At 48.1% G+C, this 24,803-nt stretch carries 18 protein-coding genes and 1 pseudogene; 5 read left to right on the top strand and 14 right to left on the bottom strand.

Translation table 11 applies throughout. The features are described 5' to 3' along the window. From Q0Y54_RS04380 to rpmE, 7 genes and pseudogenes are all read right to left on the bottom strand, one after another. Positions 1–1,057, bottom strand: a pseudogene (locus Q0Y54_RS04380) (hypothetical protein); the annotation flags it as partial. After that, a complete protein-coding gene (locus Q0Y54_RS04375; protein WP_297964660.1) occupies positions 1,035–1,709 on the bottom strand; it encodes a hypothetical protein in 675 nt (224 codons plus the stop codon). The gene Q0Y54_RS04375 and the pseudogene Q0Y54_RS04380, both read right to left, overlap by 23 nt. A 181-nt stretch (positions 1,710–1,890) precedes the next feature. Next, a complete protein-coding gene (locus Q0Y54_RS04370; RefSeq protein ID WP_297964658.1) occupies positions 1,891–2,523 on the bottom strand; it encodes an L-threonylcarbamoyladenylate synthase in 633 nt (210 codons plus the stop codon). After that, positions 2,508–3,383, bottom strand: coding sequence for a peptide chain release factor N(5)-glutamine methyltransferase (gene prmC, locus Q0Y54_RS04365; RefSeq protein ID WP_297964668.1), 876 nt, complete (start codon positions 3,381–3,383; stop codon positions 2,508–2,510). Before prmC ends, Q0Y54_RS04370 begins: the two co-directional genes overlap by 16 nt. Before the next feature lie 230 nt (positions 3,384–3,613). Next, positions 3,614–4,684 carry a peptide chain release factor 1 gene (gene prfA, locus Q0Y54_RS04360; protein ID WP_297964666.1) on the bottom strand — a complete coding sequence of 357 codons (1,071 nt, stop codon included), beginning with the start codon at positions 4,682–4,684 and terminating at the stop codon, positions 3,614–3,616. Between the two features lie 227 nt (positions 4,685–4,911). Next, complete coding sequence (locus tag Q0Y54_RS04355) at positions 4,912–5,814, bottom strand: DUF1385 domain-containing protein (protein WP_297964664.1); 903 nt, start codon at positions 5,812–5,814, stop codon at positions 4,912–4,914. A gap of 108 nt (positions 5,815–5,922) precedes the next feature. Next, entirely contained in the window at positions 5,923–6,120 is a 198-nt protein-coding gene (rpmE, locus tag Q0Y54_RS04350; protein ID WP_297964656.1) for a 50S ribosomal protein L31, read from the bottom strand. A 270-nt stretch (positions 6,121–6,390) separates the two neighbouring features. Between rpmE and clpX the strand changes: the two genes are divergently transcribed. Then, positions 6,391–7,677 carry an ATP-dependent Clp protease ATP-binding subunit ClpX gene (clpX, locus tag Q0Y54_RS04345; RefSeq protein ID WP_297964654.1) on the top strand — a complete coding sequence of 429 codons (1,287 nt, stop codon included), beginning with the start codon at positions 6,391–6,393 and terminating at the stop codon, positions 7,675–7,677. 81 nt (positions 7,678–7,758) lie between these two features. Here the strand turns inward: clpX and Q0Y54_RS04340 are convergent, their stop codons facing one another. From Q0Y54_RS04340 to pheA, 3 genes are all read right to left on the bottom strand, one after another. Then, positions 7,759–9,396, bottom strand: coding sequence for a hybrid sensor histidine kinase/response regulator (locus Q0Y54_RS04340; protein WP_297964652.1), 1,638 nt, complete (start codon positions 9,394–9,396; stop codon positions 7,759–7,761). 472 nt (positions 9,397–9,868) lie between these two features. Beyond that, the gene (gene aroF, locus Q0Y54_RS04335; protein WP_297964662.1) at positions 9,869–10,903 is read right to left on the bottom strand and encodes a 3-deoxy-7-phosphoheptulonate synthase; all 1,035 of its coding nucleotides are present in this window, start codon (positions 10,901–10,903) and stop codon (positions 9,869–9,871) included. Between the two features lie 79 nt (positions 10,904–10,982). Continuing rightward, entirely contained in the window at positions 10,983–11,837 is an 855-nt protein-coding gene (gene pheA / locus Q0Y54_RS04330) for a prephenate dehydratase (RefSeq protein WP_297964651.1), read from the bottom strand. A gap of 308 nt (positions 11,838–12,145) precedes the next feature. Here pheA and Q0Y54_RS04325 point away from each other — a divergent pair, with 308 nt between their 5' ends. Genes Q0Y54_RS04325 through Q0Y54_RS04310 form a run of 4 tightly spaced genes read left to right on the top strand, consistent with a single transcriptional unit; the run spans position 12,146 to position 14,842 of the window. Further along, entirely contained in the window at positions 12,146–12,346 is a 201-nt protein-coding gene (locus Q0Y54_RS04325; RefSeq protein ID WP_027397891.1) for a 4Fe-4S binding protein, read from the top strand. Continuing rightward, positions 12,343–13,491 (top strand): 2-oxoacid:acceptor oxidoreductase subunit alpha, encoded by a 1,149-nt coding sequence (locus tag Q0Y54_RS04320; RefSeq protein WP_297964648.1) that lies wholly within the window; start codon positions 12,343–12,345, stop codon positions 13,489–13,491. The genes Q0Y54_RS04325 and Q0Y54_RS04320 overlap by 4 nt, the downstream gene beginning before the upstream one ends. Beyond that, the gene (locus tag Q0Y54_RS04315; RefSeq protein ID WP_297964646.1) at positions 13,491–14,315 is read left to right on the top strand and encodes a 2-oxoacid:ferredoxin oxidoreductase subunit beta; all 825 of its coding nucleotides are present in this window, start codon (positions 13,491–13,493) and stop codon (positions 14,313–14,315) included. The genes Q0Y54_RS04320 and Q0Y54_RS04315 overlap by 1 nt, the downstream gene beginning before the upstream one ends. Next, entirely contained in the window at positions 14,312–14,842 is a 531-nt protein-coding gene (locus tag Q0Y54_RS04310; protein ID WP_297964644.1) for a 2-oxoacid:acceptor oxidoreductase family protein, read from the top strand. The genes Q0Y54_RS04315 and Q0Y54_RS04310 overlap by 4 nt, the downstream gene beginning before the upstream one ends. A 76-nt stretch (positions 14,843–14,918) precedes the next feature. Here the strand turns inward: Q0Y54_RS04310 and Q0Y54_RS04305 are convergent, their stop codons facing one another. The 4 genes from Q0Y54_RS04305 to Q0Y54_RS04290 form a co-directional block, all read right to left on the bottom strand. Then, positions 14,919–16,646: a ShlB/FhaC/HecB family hemolysin secretion/activation protein gene (locus Q0Y54_RS04305; RefSeq protein WP_297964642.1), complete on the bottom strand. Its 1,728-nt coding sequence runs from the start codon at positions 16,644–16,646 to the stop codon at positions 14,919–14,921. A gap of 263 nt (positions 16,647–16,909) precedes the next feature. Continuing rightward, positions 16,910–21,328: a filamentous hemagglutinin N-terminal domain-containing protein gene (locus Q0Y54_RS04300; protein ID WP_297964640.1), complete on the bottom strand. Its 4,419-nt coding sequence runs from the start codon at positions 21,326–21,328 to the stop codon at positions 16,910–16,912. Between the two features lie 558 nt (positions 21,329–21,886). Continuing rightward, positions 21,887–22,300, bottom strand: a complete 414-nt coding sequence (locus Q0Y54_RS04295; protein WP_297964638.1) for a CAP domain-containing protein — start codon at positions 22,298–22,300, stop codon at positions 21,887–21,889. 347 nt (positions 22,301–22,647) lie between these two features. Continuing rightward, positions 22,648–24,555 carry a fructose-1,6-bisphosphatase gene (locus Q0Y54_RS04290; RefSeq protein ID WP_297964636.1) on the bottom strand — a complete coding sequence of 636 codons (1,908 nt, stop codon included), beginning with the start codon at positions 24,553–24,555 and terminating at the stop codon, positions 22,648–22,650. Positions 24,556–24,803: the final 248 nt, after the last annotated feature.

Below are 24,803 nucleotides of genomic sequence, written 5' to 3'. Positions count from 1 at the left end.
TATGGGTGGAATAATTGCCGGTGCCGTACTCGAAGAAGGCCCCATATTCAAAATCAGCTTTTGTCTTTTCATTCTTGTGGCCTACTGCCAAAATAGCATTCCAAAGGTGGGCATTTACATGGCTGCCGGTTTCCTGCCGCATGGTGCCGCCCCCCACATTGGCATAAGTGGCCATTCCATCGGCGCCGGTATTGGATACCAGGGCCAACCCATCCGCTGCCCCGCCAATAAAGTCACTGCCGGCGGACAGGGCCGCCACACTGGCCGCTGCCCCCATCACCGTATTATGGGTCTGCTCCTGTGCCAGCATGCCCACACCGGTATCAGCGGTGAAGACCAGATCCTTCTCCACAATGGCCGCTTTGCCTTCACCCTGCAAGGTGGTGCCCAGCTTGTAGGTACTGCCTGTAATGGCGCCGCCCCCGGCGGTAAAGTCAGCTTCATCCGGCATACCATTATGTATAAGGGTGGTTTTGTCCCCTGCCGCTATGGCATTTACCCCGGAAAAGACAATCCCCTCTGTACTGATGGTTGGATAGGTTCCATCCTCATTTTTCAGGATTCCGTTGCTGCCAGTGAAGGTCAGCACCGGCTTGCCCCAAGTAGCCTCCGTCAGATTGATATTCTGGAAATTCTGCACCTTGCCTTGCATTATTTTATCAAAGCCGGATGCCGCAAGCATGGCCTTGATATCTTCCGCTGTCATCCCTGCCATTTCAGCCGGCATTTCGCCCGCTTTTATCGCTTTCTGAATATAGGACATTATATCATAATCCCCAATCTCATTGGCCCCGGCCAGATTAAGGGTATTTCCCTTAACCACATCCGTACTGGTTGCTCTAGTATTTTGATGATTGCCGCCCCAGACCGGCCCACCAATAATGGCATTTTTCAGATTTACAGTGTTATTTATGGCCGATGTGGAAGTTTCCTTACCCGTAGCTCCGCCACAGATACCGCACATTTCACCGCAAAAAGCCTGTATGGTACTGTTCTCAACCGTAACCTCGTTATTGCAGGCGGCGCCATAATTCTTAGCAGAATAACCACCGGCCACTCCCCCAAATAGATTGCTGTTTTTTTATGGTCACGGTATTATAATGGGCATTGCCAGTAGTATTGACATTTGACATAGCGTAGCCGCCGAAAACCATCCACATTCCTTCCTTGGCGATAACCCCGTCCAGAATGAGATTATTATTGTTACTGCTTCCTTCGCTACCAGCATAAGCACCGTACATACCGCCCGGAAGCTTACCGCTATACCCGGCCTTAACGCCGGACAAGCTCAGGGTATAGCCCGAAATATTGCCTTCTGCACCCGGTCCAGATAATGCACCCCCACCAAAACGATCAAAGGAACTCCAATCGCCACCGGCAATGGTCAGGGTCTTGCCGGTCTTTTCAATCCGCTCCGCCCCGGTAGCTGTTTTGGCATAGGTCACCGCCGCCTCATTCGTATAATATTTATTCTGCTTATCGTCGTCCGTTGTCATTACCGTAATAGGTGTATCTGCTACTCCTGCATCAAGACCAATATTCCCTCTCTCTGTGGTGCTTTCTGCTGTTGCACTGGCTATCCCAGCCCCCGCTATCCACGGCGATACGGCCAAAGCCAACGCCGCCTGTCCCCGGCGGCCGCCCCAGTATTTTTCTGTCCGGCCGATACCAGCTTTCCCTGAATAATTTTTGTACTTCCCTGTAGTCATTTTTCCTTTCCTCCCCTGCTTTGATAAAAAGTACCAATATACTTTTAGCTGAAACATACCACAGAAAAATGACTAATTCAATAGCAAACCAAAAAGTGATGGAAAAAACGAAAAAGTGATGTGTTTTTTGACTAAAATTCTCCTTGACAAACAAAAAATGGGTTGCATTGGCCAACCCATTTTATATGCAATCCATTATTTCTTTCTCACTTATAGCCCCGTGGCGGATAATCATCGGTTTATCCCCGGTGCAATCCACAATGGTGGACTCTATCCCCAAATTGCATGGGCCGCCGTCCAATATCAGGGGAATCCTTCCCTGCAGGTCCTCATACACCATCTGGGCCGAGGTGGGACTTGGGTGAGCAGAAATATTGGCACTGGGCACCGCCAAGGGCACACCGGCCTCCCTGAGCACTGCCAGGGCAATCTCATTGGCGGGTATCCGTATACCCACAGTATTCTTGCCCCCGGTTACCCTTTTGGGAATGAAGCTTTTCCGCGGCAGGACGATGGTAATGGGCCCCGGGCAAAATTTCTCAAAGAGCCTTAGGGCCATATCTGGTATCCGGGCCGCTATCTCCCTTACCATGGCCACATCCGCCACCTGCAGAGAAAAGGCCTTATAATAGGGCCGTTCCTTGGCATCATAAAGTGCCTTTACCGCCGCCTCATCCAAACCATTGGCCGCCAGGCCGTATACCGTCTCTGTGGGAATAGCCACCAGCTCCCCCCGTCGGAGCATTTCGGCCCCCTTTTTTATGGCCGCCATATCCTGTTCCACATTGGCTATAGAAATTATTTTTGTTTCCATAAGATTACTACCCTGTCAATTCCTGCCAAATCCTTGACTATTTCACATCGGCCCCAGCCATGGGCCAGACCCAATTCCTTTATTGCCCCGGCCTGGTTAATACCAGCCTCCAGGGCCAAAAAACCATCCTCCACAAGTAAATTGCCAGCTTCAGCCACCAGCCTGCGATAATAATCCAGCCCATCCCCTCCGGCCGCCAGGGCGGATATAGGTTCAAAATCCTTTACATCCGCCTCCAACCCCGATATATCGCCCTCGGGAATATAGGGAGGATTGGACACAATAGCCGTAAATTGGCGACCCGCGATGGGCTCCAGCAGGTCCCCCTGATAAAACTCTACTCTGTCGGAAAGTCCCAAATTATCTGCATTTTCCCTGGCCACCCCCAAGGCCTGGGAAGAAATATCCACCGTTACAGCCCTCAGCTCAGGCAAATAGTTGAGAAGGGACAGGCATATAGCCCCGGAGCCAGTGCCAATATCCGCTATGGTGCCCAGGCTGCCCTGACCTGTTTTCAGCCGGGAAATAACGGCTTCCACCAATATTTCCGTATCAGGGCGGGGAATAAGGGTTGACTCATTCACCTTGAAATCCAGGCCCATAAAATCCTTGTGGCCTACAATATAGGCCACCGGCTTATGCTGAACCCGTTCCTTTATACAGGCCTTATAACGGGCCAGTTCCTCCTTCGTCAGGGGCTGGTCAAAATGAACATACAGGTGGATACGTTCCTTCTGCAATACATGACAAAGCAATACCTCCCCATCCAGACGGGGTGTGTCAATGCCCGCCCTGGTAAAATATTCCTCCGTCCATTTTAATATTTTTCCTATTGTCCAAATTTCCTCCGCTATATTAATCACCACCCTAATAGTGTGTTAACTCATGGATTACGTTTAAAGCCTTCCCCTCTGGGGAAGCACCGCTGAGGTACTAGGAGCAAAGCTCCGTCGGCGCCTGAGCCTGCAAAGCAGATAAATTATTCCTGCCTCCCCCCTTTAGGTGATGTCAAATTACTGGTAGTAATACTCCCGTCCCTGTTGGGGGAGGTGTCAGCCTTTAGGCTGATAAGGGGTTCACCATATTATGTTCAATCCACCTGCTTCATGCGCTCAGCCTGGTCTGCAGTAATGAGACCGTTTAAAATTTCGTCCAGCTGACCATCCATCACGGCATCCAGCTTGTGCAGGGTAAGGCCAATGCGATGATCCGTAACCCTTCCCTGAGGGAAATTGTAGGTTCTGATACGCTCACTTCGGTCACCGGAGCCCACCTGGCTCTTGCGGTCAGCCGCAATAGTATCCGCCTGCTCCTGCTGGGCCTGCTCCAAAACCCTGGCCCGCAGCACCCGCATGGCCTTTTCCTTGTTCTTCAGCTGGGACTTTTCATCCTGACACTGCACCACAATCCCCGTTGGCAGATGGGTTATGCGAATGGCCGATTCGGTCTTGTTTACGTACTGTCCGCCAGCCCCGCCGGCCCGATAGGTATCAATCCGCAAATCCTCGCTGCGGATATCCACATCCACCTCATCAGCCTCCGGCAGTACCGCCACCGTAACGGCAGAGGTATGAATTCTCCCGCCGGATTCCGTAACCGGTACCCGCTGCACCCGATGGGTGCCGCTTTCATATTTCAGCTTGCTGTAGGCACCATAGCCCTCAACGGCAAAGGATACCTCCTTGAAGCCGCCTATTTCCGTGGCATTAGCATCCATAATATTAATTTTCCAGCCCTGGCTCTCAGCATAGCGGGAATACATGCGGAACAAATCACCGGCAAAAAGGGCTGCCTCCTCGCCGCCTACACCGCCACGAATTTCCACAATAACATTTTTGTCATCATTTGGGTCCTTGGGCAGAAGCATAATGGGCAGCTCCTGATCCAGCTCCTCCTTGCGCTTGCGGAAATCAGCCAGCTCCTCCTCCACCATATGACGGAATTCATCATCATCAATTCCATCATTGAGCATCTCCTTATTGTCCTCAATGCCCTGGCAGACCCTCTTGTATTCTCTGTATGCTTCAATAATCGGCTCCATGGAGGAATGCTCCCGATTATAGCGCTGCCACTTATTCATATCCTCCAAAACAGAAGGGTCGCTGATAAGGGATTCCAGTTCCAGGAACTTATTCTCCACCGCCTGCAATTTATCCATAATATTCATGTATATTTTCCTCTTTACCGCTAATTTGTATTATGAAATAACCTGTCAGCATAGAAGCAAATGTCTTGAACAATAGGTCGAATAGCGTCACAAAATTTTTTATTGCCACACTTCTATATTAGTGGAAAAATCATTTGTCTGAGCGCAGCTAGTTATGATTTTTACACTATATAAATGCAAGAAAAATTTTTAGCTATGAGACCGTGTGAAAGATATTGCTTCTACGCTTCTTGTATATAACTAGCTGTACCCTCCGGGATTTTATCCTCCGGCAGAACGGCCTTGACGGACTCGATGGCCACCTCAATCATCTCATCATCCGGCTCACGGGTGGTCATATACTGGAGCCACAGTCCCGGCTTAATGGCCCAGCCCAAAACACAGTTATCCGAATTGGCGGACAGCTTGATAATCTCGTAGGAGATGCCGGCCACTACGGGCAGCAAAACCACCCGGCTCAGGATGCGCAGCCACAAATCCGGCCAACCCAAAAAGGCAAAGACAAAAATACTTACCAGCATAACAATCAGCAAAAAGGAGGTACCACAACGCTTATGCAGTCTGGTATGGCGGCGGACATTGTCCACAGTCAGGGCCTCACCGGCCTCAAAGCAGGCAATGGTTTTATGCTCCGCCCCGTGGTATTGAAACACCCGCTGAATATCCTTCATAAGGGATATGGCCCCTATGTAGCCAATAAAAATCAGCAGGCGCAGGGCCCCCTCCATCAAATTCAGAAATACCGGATCCTCCGTTATGAAATGAAACAGCTTGGCTGCTCCCGTAGGAATGGCCACAAACAGCACTGCAGCTATCACAAAGGCAAAGGCAATGGTACCGGCCAACTCCTTGTCCGTCAGCTGCTCATCCTCCTCGCCGGCCATCTGGGCGGAATAGGACAGGGAGCGCAGGCCCATTACCAGGGATTCCCCAAGGGAAACACAGCCCCTAAGCATAGGCTTCTTTAAGATGGGATATCGATCGCTGATAGAATTCACCGGTCGTACATCCACCTCTATTTTTTTCTCCGGGGTACGGACGGCTGTGGCCACAAGCTTTGGGCCGCGCATCATTACCCCCTCAATTACGGCCTGACCGCCGATACTTAACTTTTTCTCGCTCATATAAACCTCATTTATTTTTAACCGCTGTCGGGTAATCAGCTTCAAAAAAATCCGCATATACAAATGAGCAGAGCATTTCTGCCCTGCTCATCAATAATAATTGAGTTATTACTTGCCGTAACGCTTGTTGAACTTCTCAATACGACCACCAGCAGCAATATCGCGCTGACGACCGGTGAAGAAAGGATGGCACTTGGAGCATACATCAACTCTCAGCTCAGTCTTGGTGGAGCCGGTAGTGAAGGTATTGCCGCAGCCGCAAACAACCTTTGCCTCATGGAATTCTGGATGAATACCTGCCTTCATTCTATACACCTCGCTTTTCCCCATAATTGGGAGAATTACAAATCCTCTCTGCGAAGACTTGGTCCGACGTTGCTTCCCAAACAGGGGCAAAGCCGAAAAATCAACTTTTTAGACATACTACGCCTAACTTGTGATATTATAACACACTGTTATTACCCACGCAACATTTTCTATTGAAAAATATCTTGAAAAAAATTTGCTTTTCTACCATAATATTTAGGAGACTTTTTTGAGCAATTAACCACATGTATATAGAAAGGTAGATATTTTATGAACAGCAATGACCCTACAGTAACCTGTAGCTTCTGTAAGCGAAAGGTAGTCGCCAAAACCCAGTATGACGTGCCAATCTACGATCCCCGTTCCGGTTTTTCCCTTTGTGCCAACTGCATAAAGGATATATACCACCTCATCGAGGAGCATGACGAGGCGAAGGAGGCCCAGCAGCACGTTGAGACTGAGCAGGCCATCAACGACGAGCTGAACCGCATAAAGCCGCATATGGTAAAGGAATATCTTGACCAGTTTATCATCAACCAGGACCAGGCCAAAAAGGTTCTTTCCGTGGCCATATATAACCATTACAAGCGGATGAAATACGGCTTTCAGCATCCGGAGAACGACGGGGATGAGATTGAAAAATCCAATGTTATAATCCTGGGGCCATCAGGCTGCGGCAAGACTGCCCTCCTGTCCCATCTGGCCCGTATGCTGGATATTCCCTTTGCCGTAACCGATGCCTCCAGCCTCACGGAGGCCGGCTTTGTAGGTGCCGACGTGGAGGTGGCGGTACGCAATCTCTACTACGCGGCCGACAAGGACATCAGCCGCTGTGAGCACGGTATTATTTACCTGGATGAGTTTGACAAAATTGCCCGTAAATCCGGGGAAAATAATACTATCACCGCTGACCCGGGCCATGAGGGGGTACAGCAGGCCCTCCTCAAGATGCTGGAGGGGAATGTGGTGGAATTTACTGCCCGGGGGCAGCGCAAGCACCCTGAGGCCCCTACCATCAAGGTGGATACCAAAAATATTCTCTTTATCGTCGGCGGTGCCTTCGTGGGCATTGACAAAATCATTGCCAAGCGGCTCAGGAAAAACGATGCCAGCATGGGCTTCGGCTCCAAGATTGAGGGCAAAAACGACAAGCCAAAGTTTGATGAGCTCATTCACCAGACCACTCCGGAGGATTTAATGAAATTTGGCATTATACCGGAAATCATCGGCCGTCTGCCAATAATCTGCACCCTGGAAAATCTGGATGAGGACGCCCTGCTGAGAATCCTTACTGAACCGAAAAACGCTCCGGTAAAGCAGTACCAAAAGCTGATGGAAATGGACAACGTACAGCTGGAATTCGACGAGGAGGCACTGCGGGCCGTGGCCAAGAAGGCTATTGAACGCAAAACCGGTGCCCGCTCCCTAAAGGGGATTATCGAAGATACCATGCTGGATGTAATGTTTGATATTCCACGCTCCGATGATACGCGCCGGGTAACCATTACCGCCGACTGCATAAACAATGGGGCTGAGCCTACCATCGAAAAAATCTGAAAAAATCTGAAAATAAAAAAGTTCAACAGCTCCCGATGGGGATGTTGAACTTTTTCTTTTTGCAATAATTAATTTGTTCGGCTATTTATCAGCCAATTCTCCCCGCAGGGCCCGTTCCATACAGCCATACATTTCTTCCACGTTAATTGGCTTGGTGAGATGGGCATTCATGCCGCATTCAAAGGATTGACGAATCTCCTCCTCCAGGGCATTGGCCGTAAGGGCCAAAACAGGCACTGTCTTGCAGTCCGACTTGCCGGAGCTCCTTATTTTCTTGGTGGCCACAAGCCCATCCATATATGGCATTCTGACATCCATCAGAATTAAATCATAGGTTCCCGGTGCATTGGACATATACTGACTGAGTGCCTCCTGGCCATTTCCGGCCACATCCACATCCATGCCCCTGGCTAACAGGAGCTGTCTCACTATCTCCAGATTAATCTCATTATCCTCAGCCAGCAATACTCTGCGCCCACGGAAAATATCCTCCTCATCGTCATCGGCGTTATGGGCCGCGGTGGCAATCTCCAAATCCACATTTATCCTGAATTCGGAGCCCACCCCCTTTTTACTGTCAAACTCAATGAGGCCGCCCATCTTCTTGATAATGTGATTGCAGATAGCCAGGCCTAAGCCGGAGCCGCCATATGCATTATTGCCCACATATTCCTGGGTAAAGGCTTCAAATACCCGGGGCTGAAAGTCGGGATCTATACCAATACCGGTATCCCGCACGGAAATCTCCAGGGACTGCCTTCCGTATTTCTCCGCCAGACATTTAACCCCCAGGGTCACTGTACCAAACCGCTGGGTAAATTTTATCGCATTGTTAAGGATATTTCTCAGCACCTGACGCATGTGGTCTGCATCAAACTGAAAGCATCGGCCCACGTTCGGATCCATCTCCAGCTGAAAATTAATCTTTTTGGCATAGGCATCCGCCTTGGCCTTCTGGGCCACAGTATCAATAAAGGACCTGAACACAACCACGTCATTGTGCAATTCAATGTCATTATTTTCAACGTGGGACAGGGCCAATACATTCTCTATGGTATCCAGCAATACCTTGGAGGAATCCTCTATCTTATCCAGGCAATAAATCACGTAGTCCTTTTGTTCAGCCCGGCCCCGGCCCAGCTCCGACATACTCACAATGGTGTTAAGTGGGGTCCGGATTTCCTTGCTCATCTGGAAGAGCAGCTTGGATTTGGACTTGCTTACCTGCTCAGCATGCTTAAGGGCACCACGCATTGCCTCCTGCATCTGACGGTTCTCGGTGGTAACTTCCGTAATATCCGTCTGAACGGCCACTATAACGGCCTTTTCCCTCTTGTCGAGATAGCGAAGACTCAGCTTCTTGTACTGGAGAGGGCCGCCGGCATGTACGAATACCTTGAAGGTACCTGTAAATTCCCCGAACATATTTACAGTATCTACCACATTGGACAGCTGCAGCATCCTTTTGCATATATTCATATCATCTGCCAGCATATGCTGATTTACCAAGCCATCGATGTACTCATCATAATCAAAGGTCAGCTCATCCCCCTCCTGAAAGAAGGTGCCGTTATGCCTCAATATGCGTATAGTGCCTAATGCCACATCAATGTAACCTATGAAATCCACATTATCATGGATGGCCCGCTCCAGAACCCGCTGCTCCATATCGGTCCCGGCCATGCTATTATTGCTTTCTTTTACATTGTCTTCACTCATATAATCATTCCCGTCTATTAAATGAGACATATTCAGTGGGAGATTTATACGCCCACTGAATGTAGTCGAATTAATCCAGCGCGTTGCGGAGGTATCCAAGAGGAAAAGCCTATTGGTTAATACGTCCCATGGGAAACTGTCAGCTTCAAAGCAGGACCATGGCCTTAGCTGAGCAGCTGACACTGACCGCTATGGGCGCTTTTTACTATGAACACTTAGTGAACACAAGCCTACGGCGCAGTGGGAACTTAGTGTTCGTTGTAAGGGCGTAGTGCGAAACAACGTTTCGCACGAAGTTTACTATGAAATCTTAGCGAAGCAAATCCGAAGGATGCAGATGAGCTCTAGATTTCGTTGTAAGGGCTGATGAAAGCCCCTATGCTTTCATCTTGCTTCCCACCTAAGAGGAGGGAGACTCAGCACCCGTTAGCGTGGGGTTAAAATTGCTTTCACAAACAGTCTTAAAATATGATCATCCAATATCACGTATTGCCAGGCCGGATTCCTGTAGGAAGGCCGCCAGCTTATTGACCCCATCCATTATATCCAGGTAATGCTCCGGTGTCAGGGACTGTGGTCCGTCGGACAATGCCTTGGCCGGATCCGGGTGCATCTCCATCATTAGTCCGTCGGCCCCGGCAGCCACTGCTGCAAAGGCCATAGGCTTGACCATACGCCACTTCCCGGTTCCATGGCTGGGATCCACAATAATCGGCAAATGGGACAAATGCTTCACTGCCGCCACTGCACTCAAATCCAGGGTATTGCGGGTATACTCCTCATAGCTTCTGATGCCCCGCTCACACAGGATAACCTGCTCATTGCCCTCACTCATAATATATTCTGCCGCATTCAGCCACTCGTCTATGGTGGCGGACATGCCTCTTTTCAGCATAACAGGCTTCCGTTGGCGGCCCACTTCCTTCAGGAGCCGGAAATTCTGCATATTTCTTGCCCCTATCTGCAATACATCCACGTATTCAGCAGCCTTGCCAACATTTTCCACATCAGTAACCTCGGACACGATTTTTAGTCCGGTACGTTCTCTGGCTTCCGCCAGATACTTCAGTCCCAGCTCCTCCAGGCCCTGGAAGGAATATGGGGAAGTCCTGGGCTTGTAGGCACCCCCCCGCAAAAACTGGGCTCCACCAGCCTTGACAATATCTGCCGCCTGCATAATCTGCTCCTTGGATTCCACAGCACAAGGCCCAACTATGGCCACCATATTGCCATCACCGATTTTAATTCCATCCACATCAATAATCGTTGGTTCAGGATGATACTCCCGGCTCACCAACTTGTAGCTCTTAGAAATACTCACTGCTTTTTCTACACCCTCAAGTGACTCCACATTAAGACAGGCCATCTTTTCCCGGTCACCTATTACCCCTATAATCCTCTGAAACTCACCCTCCATTACCTTGCCGGAGAGCCCGTTGTATTCAATTGCCTCGATTACGTTCTGAATGCATTTATCATCAGCACCAGCTTCCATAATAATAACCATCAAATACCCCTTTTCATTATAACGCATTTGTTAAAATTTTTCTTCTTTAATAACGCCATTATAAGAAAAATCTTCCAATTTAGCTTTTCCGGCCATCAGCCCGCAGCACCGGAAAGCGTCCTGGATTTTTCAGCCAAATACTTTTGCGTCGTATGCCCTGCATGGCGGCATCGAGATTTACCACCCGCTTGGGAACATCCACATCAAAAAAGAATATATATTCTCCCAAGCCCGTTCTGGCCGGCCGGGATTCTATTCTGGTCATATTCACATCCCTGGTGGCCATTTCCAGGAGAACCTCGCAAAGACGGCCTGCATCCTTACCGTCAATCTGGCAGATAATAAGGGTCTTTTCCTCCTGAAGCTCCGCCTCATAATCCTTCCTGGCCAATTGATAAAATCTGGTAGAATTATTGTGCTGATCCTCGATATTATGAGCCAAGGCCACCAAACCGTTCATCTGGCCGGCCCGTTGGGTACATATGGCAGCCCAGCCGCTATCCGCCGGCATCTCCCCCACCTGGCTGGCAGCTGCCGCACTGCTCACCACCGCATCCAGCTCTGCATCAGGATAATGACTCATCAAATATTCCCGGCACTGGGCCAGGGGCTGACCATGGGACAGAATTTTAGTGATGGGGTAACGGACATCCCTGGCCATAAGATGATTATGGACCCCCCATATAAGCTCCCGAATAACCTTCAGGCCGTCACTGTTGGCCAAAGTATCCAAGGTAATGTTGATGGACCCCTCTATGGAATTCTCCACCGGCACCAGGCATGTATCCACTGCCCCGGTCTCCACCGCATGTATTGCGGCGTAAATATTGGCCAGAGGCACCAGCTCACATTTTTCAGGAAGCTGCTCATTCAGGTACAATGCTGCCGCCTCACTATGGGTCCCTACGGGCCCCAAATATCCTAATGTTTCCACTGACAAACCACCCATCTTAATTTGAATGCTCGAATAAATCCAATGTAATAATGTAGAATAATTATACAATTATTATCTGATAATCTCAATAATGTTACACTCCAACGCCATATATATTGACGGAGTTTTTTGTTGGTTATCTATACATTTTTGTTATACCAGATATTTTTGTTTTAACATGTTGCCAAAAATGTTGATAAATTTATTAAATAATGCCAATTTTCTGATATAATTTAGTTAGATGTGCATCGTTAGATTTTTCTAAGGAAGTGCCATGTGTATTATGTACAGTAATTGGAGGGGAGAAAATGAATTCCGAAATTACTATCAAGCTGCCGCGGTGCAAGGGGTGTGGTATCTGCGTGGCGTTCTGCCCAAAGCAGGTTTTGGCCGTGGATGAGCTGGGAAAGGTAATGGTAGTTAATGCCGATGCCTGCATTGCCTGTGGTCAATGCGAACTTCGTTGTCCAGATTATGCAATTTTTGTAGATAAGAAGGTGAAGGCATGAGTAAAGCGAGATTAATGCAAGGTAATGAGGCCTGTGTAGAAGGAGCGTTGGCGGCAGGCGTCCGCTTTTTTGGCGGTTATCCGATTACACCTTCTACAGAGGTTGCAGAGGGAATGGCCAAAATGCTGCCGGCAGTAGGCGGCAAATTTGTTCAGATGGAGGATGAAATTGCCAGCATGGGGGTTGTGCTGGGTGCCTCCCTGGCTGGTAAAAAGGCTCTGACCGCGTCCTCCGGTCCTGGTATTTCCCTGAAGCAGGAGCTTATCGGCTATGCAGCTGCTGCGGAAATCCCGGTTGTTGTGGTGAATGTACAGCGTGTAGGTCCGTCCACCGGTCAGCCGACTGCCCCATCCCAGGGTGATGTTATGCAGGCCCGTTGGGGTACTCACGGCGATCATCCAATGATTGCCCTGTCTCCTTGGAGTGTCCGGGAGGCCTTTGACACTGCTGTTATGGCCGTCAATTATTCCGAACGGTTCCGCACGCCGGTTATTCTCCTGATGGATGAAATCGTTGGTCATCTGCGGGAAAAGGTGGAGCTGCCTGAGGCCTCCGACATAGAAATTTATCCGCGTCGCAAGCCGGCCTGCTCCAGGGCAGAGGGCTATGAGCCTTTTACCCCTGACAAGGATCTGGTTCCTAATACCGCTAATTTTGGCGATGGCTATCACATTCACGTAACCGGCCTTATTCATGATGAAACCGGTTTCCCTATTGGCAGCCCGAAGGTTACCAGGGAGGTTACCAAACGCCTCCATGACAAGATTGAAATTGCCCGGGATGAAATAACCCACGTTGAGGAATATTTCATGGAAGATGCCGAATATGCTGTGGTTGCCTTCGGCGGTACAGCCCGCACGGCTTATGAAGCAGTTGCCAATGCTCGTAAAAAGGGTATAAAGGTTGGTCTGGTTCGCCTGATTACCATCTGGCCGTTTGCTGATAAGGCTATTAAGAGGATAGCTGAAAAGGTTAAGGGCATTCTGGTTACTGAGCTTAACTATGGTCAGCTTATTGGTGAGGTGGAGCGTGTTGCAGCCGGCAAGTGCCCTGTAGAGCTCTGTGCCAAATATGACATGACTATATTTGAGCCGGCTGAAATTGAAGCAGGTATTGATGAGCTCGTAGCAGGAGGTAAGGCATAATGGAAAGATCCTTTGAAAAATATTTTCGTCAGAATCGCCTGCCACACCTCTGGTGTCCAGGCTGTGGTAATGGTATTGTTATGAAGGCTATCGTTCAGGCCATCGAAAAGAAGGGACTGGATCAGGATAAAACCGTAATCGTTTCCGGTATCGGCTGCTCCTCCAGGGCCTCCGGCTACATGGACTTTGATACCCTTCACACCGCCCATGGGCGGGCTATCCCATTTGCTACCGGCATAAAGCTGGCCAATCCTGAGCTGAACGTTATCGTCATTACCGGTGATGGCGACTGCACAGCCATCGGTGGCAATCATTTCATTCACGGCTGCCGCCGCAATGTGGATCTTACTGTTGTACTGTTCAACAACAGCATCTATGGTATGACCGGCGGCCAGGCTTCTCCTATGACGCCAACCCATAAAAAGGCCACTACCGCCCCATATGGTGCCATTGACCGTAATTTTGATGCCTGCCGTCTGGCCGAGGCCGCTGGTGCTACCTATGTAGCCCGCTCCACTGCCTTCCATGTGCAGCATCTCACCGATATGATTGCCGGCGGTATTGACAATAAGGGCTTCTCCTTTATAGAAGCCATCTGCCAGTGCCCTACCTCCTTCGGCCGTAAGAATAAAATGGCTGATCCGGCCAAAATGATGATGTGGATGCGTGATAATGCGGTTATGAAAGCAGCCTGGGACAAGCTTCCTGAGGAAAAGAAGACTGAGGAAAAATTCCCTATCGGCCTCTTCTACAATGAAAGCGAAACAGATTATGCAACTGCATACAACGAGGTTATTCAGATTGCAGGAGGTGCTGATAAATGAGAAAACAGCTTAGATTATCTGGCTCCGGTGGCCAGGGCGTAATAACTGCTGCCATTATATTTGCCGAAGCAGCCGTAGCTGAGGGCAAGGAGGCTGTCCAGTCCCAGTCCTATGGGCCGGAGGCCCGTGGTGGTGCCTCCAAATCGGAGGTTATCATCGATGACCAGCCTATTTATCATCCCCATGTAGAGGTACCTGATTTGGTACTGGCTATGACCCAAAAGGCCGCCGATAAATATTATACTGACCTTAATCCGGAGGGCGTTCTGGTACTGGATACGGATCTCGTACCGAATCCACCTGAATTTAAGCATATAATTCGCATACCAATCACCAAGCTGGCAGTAGAGGAAATCGGCAAATCCCTCTTTGCCAATATTGTGGCTCTCGGTGCTCTGGTACGCATAACCGGCCTGGTTGATTTTGAATCCATCAAAAAGGCCGTTGCCAATCGGGTACCACCACATACCGTAGACCAAAACATGAAGGCATTGCAGGTAGGCTGGGACGCTGTTCCTGAACAATAATATTGAATTTAGCAGCCCTGCAGGCGCACTAAAAAACACCTTGAGAAAACATTTCTCAAGGTGTTTTGCTTTTCAATCAGAAATATACGCCGCCACGCAGCCATAAGCACCCATTAGAGCTGCTAGTGTCGCTGATAGGTTCCTCCCCATCTATACGCCATGCATAATCGGCACGGATAAACCAATCCTCGTAGCGTGACCATATAAGGCCTAAACCTATACCCTGAAGATGCCGATAATTACTGCCAACAGCAGTTCCCGCATCCTTGTTAATACGTAAAGCACCATAATCGTAGTAAGCAGCCAGCTGCAGCTGCTGGTCTTTTTGCTTCAGTGGCAACAGCCAGCGAAGCTCAGCACGGGCTATAATGCCGCAGTCACCGGAGGCCTCACTCTGAGGATATGCACGTACACCGCTGAAACCACCCAGACTGATATGCTCAGAGCTGTCCAGGTTGGTCGAACTCCACTGACCCCTGGCAGAAAGGAGAAGATAAGATCTTTGATGCAGATCCTGACGACGCAGAATACTGCCTCTCAGCTTGTAGTAGCTGCCCTCAGTGCGGCTGCCAGCAAACCATTGCTCAGTCAACTGACTGTCAAAGCCAACCATACCAAACTTATTATCCAGCCGCCAGTAAGTGCTGCCATAGTGATCAGTTTCATCACCATATAGGGATAAAATCAAGGCATGACCGTGCTTTTCAGCATAAGTTAGATCCAATGCTCTATACTCATCCTTCAGCTCTGAGAAATCATAACGCACTCCGGCATAAAGGTTGTTCTTCTGGCTGCGCCGAATGGCATAATCTAAGCCCAAAGAAGAAATACGAGCCGTACCACAGCCATCCAGGTCATCGTACTCCTTGCCCAAATGGTAGCGAAGCACATTGTAGCCTGCCGACAGCTTCAAACCATCGGTATAAATCGGAATAGTGTAGTTCAAGCCGTAGTTGTAAAGATTGCGACCCGTGAGGAGGCCACCAACAGCAAAGTGGTCACCCTCCTTGGCCAGATTCAAAAAGTCGTAATAGACTCCCAGCTCCCCATAACCCGTGTAGCGGTTACCGTAGTTATCCACGGTAATAAGTCCTTGCTTTCCCTTGTGCTTGTTCAGGTCAATCTCTACATGAACAGTACCAGGCTCAGACCCCTCTGAAATAGTGGCCTTGGCATCAGCACCAGCTAAATCAGACAGTAACCAAATAGCACGCTGCAGCTTTTCCTTGGTCAGGTACTCACCCTTCTTCAAGCATCTAACTTCCCGATTTACTGCTGCATCATGGATATCCGTATGATTTATAACCGTAAGCTGGTCAAAGCGACCTACTACAATGGCATACTCCACTATGCCATTGGTGATCTTCTGCACCGGCAGGTACACCCGTACTGCCACATAACCCTTGTCCCGAAAGTAAGCCGCCAAATCGTCAGCCCCATCCTCCAATTCCTTAAAGGTCAGGAGTTTTCCTTTGCGTGGTTCCAAAACAGCCTGAAGCTTTTCCTCAGGGAAAATATCCTGGCCGGTAACCTTGAAGCCCTTAACCTCCACTTTCAACTCATCTGGCAAATCAAGTTGAGGACGTTCATCCGGAGTATTGACCTCCGCCTTACCGGTTGGTAGCATTATCCCTTCAACCTCACGGTTTTCCTGATGCTCATTGATCAGCTCGCCAGCTGTAGGGGGTTCAAAATCAGCAGGTGCCGCCTCGCCCTTAGGCAGGGCCAGGCCTCCCAGCAAAAAACTAACAGCAATGGCACCAGATATTTTTTTCAGCTCGCGTCCTTGGCGAAATTTCAACAATGTAGACCCTCCTATATGATATTTATTACCCATATAATCTGGATTAATTATTTTAGCAAAACATCTCATAACTTATTAATTCCCCTCCCTTGACTATAAATAATCAATAGAGGGGAATTAAATAATACACAAATCATACCTCAGCGGAATGTACCATAAAGGCTTCCGCATCCAGCACAATGGCATCATCGCTCTCGGCGACCTTAATAGCACCAGCCCGTCCTTTGAGGGCTTCAATTATTGCAATAGCTTCCGCACTTGGCTTATTCCCGAAAGGAGCTCACCTTCATGCTTTCAAAATGAGTATAAACACCATCCAGGTCATCCAAAGAAATTCCCATTCGATTGAATGCCTCAAAAAGTGCCTTGGACTCAATTTCAACATTCTTCTTGCCATCGCCGGCCACCAAGAGAGCCGTTGAAACCTCATCTGTAGGATAGATATCTAAAGTAGAGCCATTGTAAGTGAGACGGAATCTGGCACTACCATCCTCAGTAGTCAATTCCTTCTCTAACTCACGATACTGATTCTTAGGTTGTTCAGGCTCTGGAAGCACCTTAGCTGTAGGTACCATTTTTACCTTGTCCGGATCCACAGATACATCATAGGTTCCATAAAGCTTCACAGTGCCAAACCGCTCATTGAAGAATGGGAGCTCTGCACTCTGCAAACCCAAAACTCGTTCAGCACCAGGTCCCTGTGCTCTCTGAGCCATAGTATAGGAAGCAGTGCCTTCCGAATTTGAAGTTATCAGAGACTCCAGCTGTGGCTTCTCCAGAGGATTGTCGACCGGAGGATTGTCGACCGGAGGATTGTCAGCCGGTGGATTATCAACTGGAGGATTGTCAACCGGAGTATTATCAACCGGAGTATTATCAACCGGAGTATTATCAACCGGAGTATTGTCAACCGGAGTATTATCAACCGGAGGATTGTCAACCGGAGGATTATCAACCGGAGGATTATCAACCGGAGGATTGTCAACTGGAGGATTATCAACCGGTGGATTATCAACCGGAGGATTGTCAACCGGAGGATTGTCAACCGGAGGATTGTCAACCGGAGGATTATCAACCGGAGGATTGTCAACCGGAGGATTATCAACCGGAGGATTGTCAGCCGGAGGATTATCACCCGGAGGATTGTCAGCCGGAGGATTATCAGCTGGAGGATTATCAGCCGGAGGATTATCACCCGGAGGATTATCGGTCGGAGGATTATCACCCGGAGGATTGTCAGTCGGAGGTTCTATGGTAAGGGTACCAGATGTATCCTTCACCTTATAACCCCAACTCTCAGCAGCCTTGTGATTAACCATAAAGGTCTTGTAAGCACCGGCTTTAGCATCAGCGGAGTAACCATCTGTAGCATTATCAACGGAGGAGCCATCCTCAAGGACCTTATAAGCAACAGTATTCGCCTTATTCATACCGTCCCTGTTCATAAACAATGCACTATCGCCGTCGAGGAACGCATTCAGGAACTTGCCATCCATTTCATTCTCATAAGTATAGCCTACAGGATCAATAGCAGTGCCCTCCATACGGGTTCCACCATCCTTGGCCTTAAAGGTCAAAGTAGGATGATATTTGAAAATGTATAGATTGCCTGTACCGGCAGTAGTAGTCTTGCCACTCCAGCCCCATTCGGCAAACTGATTGCTGTTCAGGCCGCCAAAATCATCATTATATGGAGAATCGGAATAAACCTTCCAGTGGCTGTTATCGCCAACCTTCAAGGCATTAGCTCCATCCTCTGCCCTATTGTAAAAGCTCCCCTGAGCCATAATTTCTACGGCACTATCAGTATCTTTTGCCTTGCTTTCAAGGATGTCATTAATAGTCACATCACCCCCGGCATTCAAACCTACCAGGTCTCCGGCTGTAACAGCAGCTGTAGATATATTATTGCCAGCAGAAAGATATACCTGCCCTTTATCCGCTTCGATAAGCTTTTCAAAGGTATTGTCCTTGGCCGCATGGGCAATCACATTGTTTTCAACCTGCACAGAGCCCTTGGCCGTAACGTTAGCAGAGGAATCGATGGTCAGATTCTGTAATTTGGACAGATTGCCAACCTCTTTATTAAGCACAATCTCCCCGGCATTGATTGTAAGAGCGCTCTTGCCAATCTCAGTTTCCACCGCATAATTGTGTATCTTGATCTGCTTCTTTGCCGCCTCAGTGGTGGCACCTACACCATCCGGCATATCATCCCACTTGGACACCAGCACGTTGCCACGCTCTGAATCATAATAGGTATCATGATTTACTGCCAGGGCAGTCTCCGAGCCTTCTGTCCGCCCACCACCATCATTTGGTTCATTTGGAGCAAAGTTCACATAGGCACCGTTTAATTTCACACCATGGTCTTCTGTAAGCCATCTTATTTCTTGGTCATTTGTCGGAGTATCCCCATAGTCTGGCATATCATGGAAACCAGGATTGCCCCTACCGTTCTTATTATCTGGCGCATCACTATAGCCGTTATCTACAGCCACGTTTTCTCCTGCGGTCTGCATATAGATAATTTTCCCTGCCTCATCACCGACAGTCCAAGCCCAAAAGCGCACATAGGAACTAGCCTTGCCATCAGCATCCCTGGTGGCCACATACCAGCCGCCCTTTCTATGCTCATCATTTTCAGCTATGGTGTTAGTTACATCATTGACGATGGTAACCACATTGCCATTTTCATCCCTTTTAGCTACAGGCAAGCCATTTACGTATTTAATGGAACCATCATCATTGGTTTCCACAGCCACTACATGGCCGCCCACATAGGCCTCCTCATCTGGTTTCAGGGTAGAGCTGGTTACGGCATCCTCAAGGGCACTGGTAATAACCGTCAGATGGGATTTGCCAGTAGGATTTCCGTCAGCATCCTTGTCATAGGCATTGGCCAACTCATTGGCCTCTGTCCAAGTGATATCCTTGTTATCTTCAGTAGCAGGACTATCATAGAAATTAGCAGAATTCACCGTGCCGTCAATAGTAACCTTGCCGTCTGGGACATCAGCCTGATTGCTTTTGGTATCAAGTACTACCGTCCCACCAGTACCTAGAAGTACCTCAGCTCCGCCCAGCTCGATGTCGCCACCTTTGGTATAAATATGCCTGTCACTTTGTTCTCCGGTCTTACTTTTATCCTCGAATCCGAAATAGGTACCATTGGCCAGGTACTCCTCGCCGGTTTCCCCATCCTTGGCATGCAGTCTTTCAGTTTTGAAATAACCACCGTTGGTCTCAATATTGCCTCTGATGATATTGGCACCATCCCCCCGGTCGGAGATGGTCTTTCCCAGAGAATTGCTGCTATCACCAGCAAGAATTACATTCAGCTTACCCGCCTCACTCTTAATATCGGCATCCACGACGACATTACGGCCGGCAGTAAGGGTAAGTCCTGTATCAGAGCCTTCGCTTTTTTGAATATCCTTTTTTACTTCGATATCTGAGTAATAGGACGCTTTCTGTGGGGAAGCCACCACATTGACATTGGTATAGGCCAGAGCATTACCTACAGCCTCGCTGCTGATTATGTTATCCTTGACCTTTGCTTCAGTCAAGCCTTCTCCTATAACAGTTGTCTGGGTTTTCAGGTTCCAACTGCCTGGGGTTCCATTCTCGGCTTTGGCATGAACATTGGCCCCATCTTGGACCTGCAGCTTATCATAACCATAGGTATTTATCTTGCCGCCGCTAGTACCATCAGTACCAGCATCAGCAGAAAGCTCGCCGTTTACCAGCACTTTGGAAGCTATCATATTGATACTTCCACCATCACCGGAAAGCTCCACTACCTTTTGACCATTTTCCTCTTTGACAGTAATGGCCTTGGCTACTTGGATGACGCCATTGTTTGTAATAGTACTATCCTTGATAAGTGTACTCCCTATGAGACCCTTGGCAGCCTCTGTCGTCATCAATACATAGCCATTTTTAGTATCGATATTTCCAACAGTGTAATAATCCCTGCCGTTGCTCGCTTTTTCAGTATTGTTCAATACATCCACAGACAAGTCAATCTTGTCATCATAGCTGAGGGTTATCTTCTTACCAGACGCCATTGCTACCTCAGGTGCTGTTATGGTACCATAGTTGCTCACATTATGGGCCAAGATTGCCACATAACCATCCCTGGCGGTGATATTGGCCAGCTTCTGTATCGTTATACCCTTTTGGCTATCCCCATTCCTGGTGAATACAAGCGGATTTTCCGCGTTGAAATTCTTAAATACATCATTATCCACATTCATAGTAGTGGCCACCAAACTGCCAACATCCACACTGGCATTGGAGCCAAAAAGTATACCATTGGGATTCACGATGAAAACAGTTCCGCCCACACCGTTAAGAGCACCGTATATTTCAGATTTGCTGTCGGAGGTTACCCGATTCAATGCCATCCAATTATCAGGGCCCGTAAAATTTACTTTAGCCTTGGCACCGATGTTGAACGTATTCCATTCGATAATCCCGGTCTTTTCATTAAGAGTTATATCCTGTATAGGCTCACCGCTACGGTTTACTATTGTTCCTGTTGTTCCACTCACAAAACCGCCGTCGGTAGGCAAGGCATTTGCTGGCACTGCCATCGCTGTGGGCATCCACGACGCAGCAACAAAAGCTGCTGCCAATATACTAAGCTGACGTTTCTTGAACTTAGCAATACTTCCCATTTTTTTACCATCTCCTTTGCACTACAGCTAAATTATTCATTATAACGCCATTGTTCAAATCTTTCTTCTAAATTAGAAGAAAAATCTTCCAATTAGCGTTTCCCTTTCAGGACCAGCTTCGCGTCGCCCTTTCAGGACTAGCGTTGCGTCGCAACTAGGCGGTCAGTGCCAGCTACTCAGCTTCGACTATTGTCTTGCTTTGTAGGACACTTTCGCATGGGACGTATTAACAAAGCATCGTTGCTGCTTTGATACGTCCGCACTGGGAGATATACCCGCCAACTGTTGTTGTTTGCTTTCCCCACCTAAAGAGGTGGTGGACATCTTAAAGCTCGTTATAACATAAACCATATATTGCCCTGCAATATACACACTATACACCTTATACACACAATAAACAATACATTTATATGGTCTAAAAGTCCTAAGTTTAAAAATATGAATAATCTAATCGCTCAGCATTTTTAGCCAACCCCCCCAAAATATGGCTCTCAAGGAAAAGAAAAAGGGACTATAGCATACCTGCTATAGTCCCAAATGCCGATTTAGGAACAGACGTCAAGCCCCTGCAAAAAGCAATGACCAATAATAATACCCATCTGCACCTCTTTCGCACTCAATGCCCATTCGAACATAATGACGATTGAGGATATTAGCACGATGAGTAGGTGAACCCATCCAAGCCTTTACAATTCTCTTGGCGTCGTTCGCCGGGCTAACAGCCAGGTTCTCACCAAACCAGCCGCAGCTTTCTTCCATAACAGATTTTACATCCCGGCCATCCGGTCTCTGGTGTGCGAAGCTTACCTGAATCTCCTTTGCTCTCACGGCAGCGCCATGATTCAAGCCCTGGTCAAATACTACAGGTTGAAGACCAGCATTGACTCTCTCCACATTCACATAATACAGTACCTCAGACTGGATACTGGCAGCGGAAGCATGGGATGCTGCTGTAACGAGAACTAAAGTCATTACCAGAAAGAAGAACACACGCTGTGCAGCATTCATAATAATTGCCCCCTTGTTTTAATCCAGTTCCTTTAACTTCTGAGCACTTCGTCTCCTCACTACATGCCTAACCACTCATAAAAGTGATAGAGTTACAGGTTCCTTCATAAAACCAGCGATACTTCAAATGCACAAAATACACTATGAAGTCGTCAACTTGCTGGTGGCGGCTATCTCATAGCCGCCATGCTTATAGTTCACGTCCATATTCAGTTATGAATATACTACACTTGTATTATAACATTATATATTTATACTTACAATAATTTTAATGATATTTTAATTTTAATTTAATCTCACGCTAAAGACAGCTAATCCTTTGGCTTCATGGTACCATTTTGATAGGCCGTAAGGAGGTTGTACAAATCCGTAATTTCCTCCTGAATGATTTTACCCTCATCTGTATCGCCAACACTGGTGTTCTTGGCCTGCAGCTCCAGGGTCTCAGATACGGACTCAATATCCTTGTTATTTTTCAGGGCTTCCTTAACATCAGCCACCGTCTGGTGCTCCAAAAGTCTGAGGCCACGGGAATTGGATATAAGGGTATAACCGGAAATACCTGTCTTGTTGTGATAGGCCCGACAGAAGCCGCCATCAATAACAATAGCCTTGCCATTGGCCTTTACCGGAGTCTCTCCCTTCTTTACCTTTACCGGAACATGGCCGTTGATAATATGTCCTTCCTCCGGATCCAGGCCAAACTCCTCCAATATTTTTTCGCAGACCTCTTCCTTGTTTATCAGCTTATAATACGGATCCGCCGGTTCCTTCCAGGTGGCTTCATCCACCAGGAACATCCGCTCAAAGGTACGGAACTCCCGACCGCTTATTGGGGAAAGGAGGCCGCTCCACAGGAACCACATAAAGTCCAGAGCCCGCTGATCCTTGCCGGACTGGGCCTTTCTGGCCAGCTGATCCACGAAATCAAGATATGCCCGTCCCTTGTATTTTTTTCCATCAAAGGTAATTTCCTTGAAGGAACCGTCAGTATTAAGGGGAACACAGCCATGGAACAGCAGATTGCCATTAAAGCAGGTATATACGCTGCCATGCTTGTACAAATAATCCACATGGCGTCTCAGCTGCTCACTTTCGATAAAGAAGGACTTCAAATGCTCCATAATTGCTGCCTCCTCCTTGGTCAGCTCATATGGATTATTGGGATCCACCGTGGGAAAATAAGCGCTTGATAATTCGTATTTTTTACCATCCTTTTTGAAGCAGGAGGTTTTATAATCCACATGCTCCAGCAGCAGCCGGCTATCCATATGGAAATCCGGATTGCGTTTGATGAGCTGTCCCTCCAGCTTGAACATAATCATGGACATAGCCTTTTCCGAGGCCTTCAATGGACTTTCATCCGGATAAATCCGATGGGCAAACAGGGACAGCGGCCGCAGACTTATGGCATAGCCCTTTTCCAGCACATCGGTATTATTGTATCGCAGGCTATTGCGCACTACACCGGCAATGCATACATCGCTGCCGCAGGCCGCTCCCATCCACATAACATCATGATTGCCCCACTGAATGTCAATGGAAGGATAATTCATCACCATCTCCATAATAGCATCAGGACGATTTCCCCTGTCGAAGAAATCCCCCACTATATGCATATGATCCACGGCCAGACGCTTAATCAGAACAGTAAGGGCAATAATGAAATCCGACGCCCCATCCACCTGGACAATCATATTTAACAGCCGCTTGTGGTAAATAAACTGGGCGTGGTCAGCCTCAGGATGGGTATTGAGCAGCTCCATGATAACGCTGCGGTACCGCTTTGGCACAAAGCTGTTCACCTTATCCAAGGGATACTTGTAACTCATGAGCTTTACCACCTCAAGGAGACGGGCCAGACTTTCCCGATACCATTCAGGATTATTGCGCCGCTTGTCCTTCATCTGCTCAATTTTTTCCTTTGGATAATAAATTAAGGTACAAAACTCGGCCTTTTCCTCATCCGTAAGGCGAGCCCCAAATACATAATCCACCTTTTCCTTAATAACGCCGGAGCAGTTATTAAAAATGTGGTAAAAGAGCTCATACTCACCATGGAGGTCACTCAAAAAATGCTCAACCCCCTTGGGCAGGCTTAAGCTTGCCTGAAGATGAATTAAATTTGAATAAACGGATTCCTTGGTCGGATATTTCTCGGCCAGCAGCCGCAAATATCTCTGCTTTTGCTTTTGCAAATTTGTGATTGGTGCTTTCATAAGTAAAGAGCCTCTCTTTTTTTACAGCTAAAAACAACGGGAAAAAACCTCCCTTATCCTTAACTCTTATTGTACTAAAAAAAGGGACTGTTATGCCAGTCCCTTTTAATTTTTTACTATGAAATCTTAGCGAAACAAATCCGAAGGATGCAGATGAGCTCTAGATTTCGTTGTAAGGGCTGATGAAAGCCCCTATGCTTTCATCTTGCTTACTATGAAATCTTAGCGAAGCAAATCCGAAGGATGCA

This window comes from uncultured Anaerovibrio sp., from assembly GCF_947302755.1.
Lineage (GTDB): Bacteria > Bacillota > Negativicutes > Selenomonadales > Selenomonadaceae > Anaerovibrio.
The sequence above is the reverse complement of the archived record's forward strand: the minus strand, read 5'-3'. Positions and strand labels throughout refer to the sequence as shown.

What these genes read in the sequence shown, in the direction of transcription:
- rpmE (WP_297964656.1), bottom strand. Translation starts at nt 6,120, where the DNA reads ATGAAGGCAGGTATTCATCCAGAATTCCATGAGGCAAAGGTTGTTTGC.
- Q0Y54_RS04375 (WP_297964660.1), bottom strand. Translation starts at nt 1,709, where the DNA reads ATGACTACAGGGAAGTACAAAAATTATTCAGGGAAAGCTGGTATCGGC.
- Q0Y54_RS04355 (WP_297964664.1), bottom strand. Translation starts at nt 5,814, where the DNA reads ATGAGCGAGAAAAAGTTAAGTATCGGCGGTCAGGCCGTAATTGAGGGG.
- aroF (WP_297964662.1), bottom strand. Translation starts at nt 10,903, where the DNA reads ATGGTTATTATTATGGAAGCTGGTGCTGATGATAAATGCATTCAGAAC.
- Q0Y54_RS04300 (WP_297964640.1), bottom strand. Translation starts at nt 21,328, where the DNA reads ATGGGAAGTATTGCTAAGTTCAAGAAACGTCAGCTTAGTATATTGGCA.
- Q0Y54_RS04340 (WP_297964652.1), bottom strand. Translation starts at nt 9,396, where the DNA reads ATGAGTGAAGACAATGTAAAAGAAAGCAATAATAGCATGGCCGGGACC.
- Q0Y54_RS04310 (WP_297964644.1), top strand. Translation starts at nt 14,312, where the DNA reads ATGAGAAAACAGCTTAGATTATCTGGCTCCGGTGGCCAGGGCGTAATA.
- Q0Y54_RS04315 (WP_297964646.1), top strand. Translation starts at nt 13,491, where the DNA reads ATGGAAAGATCCTTTGAAAAATATTTTCGTCAGAATCGCCTGCCACAC.
- Q0Y54_RS04325 (WP_027397891.1), top strand. Translation starts at nt 12,146, where the DNA reads ATGAATTCCGAAATTACTATCAAGCTGCCGCGGTGCAAGGGGTGTGGT.
- Q0Y54_RS04370 (WP_297964658.1), bottom strand. Translation starts at nt 2,523, where the DNA reads ATGGAAACAAAAATAATTTCTATAGCCAATGTGGAACAGGATATGGCG.
- Q0Y54_RS04320 (WP_297964648.1), top strand. Translation starts at nt 12,343, where the DNA reads ATGAGTAAAGCGAGATTAATGCAAGGTAATGAGGCCTGTGTAGAAGGA.
- Q0Y54_RS04290 (WP_297964636.1), bottom strand. Translation starts at nt 24,555, where the DNA reads ATGAAAGCACCAATCACAAATTTGCAAAAGCAAAAGCAGAGATATTTG.
- Q0Y54_RS04295 (WP_297964638.1), bottom strand. Translation starts at nt 22,300, where the DNA reads ATGACTTTAGTTCTCGTTACAGCAGCATCCCATGCTTCCGCTGCCAGT.
- clpX (WP_297964654.1), top strand. Translation starts at nt 6,391, where the DNA reads ATGAACAGCAATGACCCTACAGTAACCTGTAGCTTCTGTAAGCGAAAG.